Source organism: Roseovarius halophilus (ex Wu et al. 2025), assembly GCF_047086965.1.
In genome coordinates, this window is sequence record NZ_JBKOTX010000450.1 from 1 (window position 1) to 1,601 (window position 1,601).

At 64.8% G+C, this 1,601-nt stretch carries 2 protein-coding genes; one reads left to right on the plus strand and one right to left on the minus strand.

From position 1 onward, the window contains the following. Nucleotides 1-629 (plus strand): AAA family ATPase (locus ACH107_RS32715; protein ID WP_412509762.1); only part of this gene is annotated, 629 nt, incomplete at its 5' end. Nucleotides 630-1,178: 549 nt separating this feature from the next. On the opposite strand, the gene ACH107_RS32720 is transcribed toward ACH107_RS32715, so the two are convergent. Next, complete coding sequence (locus ACH107_RS32720) at nt 1,179-1,499, minus strand: GNAT family N-acetyltransferase (protein ID WP_412509763.1); 321 nt, start codon at nt 1,497-1,499, stop codon at nt 1,179-1,181. Between the last annotated feature and the right edge of the window lie 102 nt (nt 1,500-1,601).

A 1,601-nucleotide genomic window follows, 5' to 3' on the forward strand; every position in this document is an offset into this window, starting at 1 on the left:
TGCTGATCGGCCCGCCGGGCATCGGCAAAAGCCACTGGGCGCGCGCCCTGGCCGCAGCGCTCGGCGTGCCGACCACGCTGGTCGACGCGGCGGCCGAGGCGGCGAGTTTCGTGGTGGCGGGGATGCAGCGCGGCTGGGCCAACGCGGGCCCGGGCAAGCCGCTGGACACGATCCTGAACCACCGCGTTCTGAACCCCATCGTGGTCGTCGACGAACTCGAGAAAGCGGGGGCCGTGCGCGACACCTCCGGCACCCGCCACAACCTGTCCGAAGCGCTGCTCGCGTTGATGGAGCCGATCTCGACGGCCCGCTGGGAATGCCCGTTCTACCGCGTGCCGTTCGACATGTCCGGGATCGGCTGGATCATGACCGCGAACAGCCGCGCGGCCCTGCCCGAGCCGCTCCTGAGCCGCTGCCCGCCGCTGGTGCTCCCGGCGCTGACCCTGTCGGACCTCATCGGCTTCGCCGAGCGCGAGGGCGCGGCCCGCGGCCTGACCGCCCCGGCGCTGGACGCGATCATCGAGACCCTCCAGCACCACCGCGACCGCGCCGACGCCCTGAGCCTGCGGGTGGTCCAGCGGATGCTCGACCGGGCCGAACAGATGGAACGGCGGCCGGTGTTGAATTGAGAGGAGGTAAGCCACCGGGTGGGCCGGGACGCCTGGTAATACGGGCTTCCGGCCCAACCTCATCCCGGTCGCATGACGGCCGCGCTGCGTAGAAGGGGTGGAAATAATCCCTCCCTTGCTGCTGCTTGGTCGTATCCGCCTCGCGCGTGAGGGGACGAGGCTGACTTGCAAAACATGGTCGCCTCCCGAGACGCGCCCGGCCCAAAGCTGCCACTCATTACGGCCACCGTTTCTGCGACGCAGCGTCCCCGAAGCGGCCATTCAGTTCGCTGCAGCGTCTGCAGCGAGACGAGGTCGGCAGATTGGACAGTGTGAACTTTCGCTGCGCGATGTACGAAAGTCTGGATTCTAGGTTGCCTCGGCCATATATCGCATCGATTAGATCGTTCATAAACTGCATCGTGTGGACTCCGTACTCCGAAACGCCATCGCGCCGAGGAGTACGGCCGCGCAGGTCAATCCGAGGCAGACGCCCGCCCAGACAACGGCCTTCCCAAGGCATCGACCGGATTACATTCAAATGATGCGCCCGGCGCACAACAAGTCCGGTCAGATGATCGGCTTCTCGAAATACACCCGGTCGAAGCCGTCTTCGAAATGGCGACCAGTATCCACATAGCCGAGGCGTGGATAGATTGACAGGTTCTCGGTCATCTTCTCGTTGGTATAGAGGCGCACCGTGCGCACGCCACGCTGCCGTGCCTCGGTCTCGCAGAACCGGATGAGCTCCTTGCCGACACCGCGACCGGCGGCGTCAGGAAAGACCGCCAAGTTTTCCAGCATGATGTTGCCCTGGTCCTCGTAGAAGACCACGAAACCCAAGAGGTTGTTGTCCGGGCCCACAGCGACGTATACGTGACCAGCTTCGATCTGTGAGGTGCCCCTAGTTTCCTAGACACCTGCCTCGTTCAGTTTCTGCTGTCTGGTCTCATAGTCAACGGGCGACAGCATGCCGTTGCTCGTGTGCTTGCG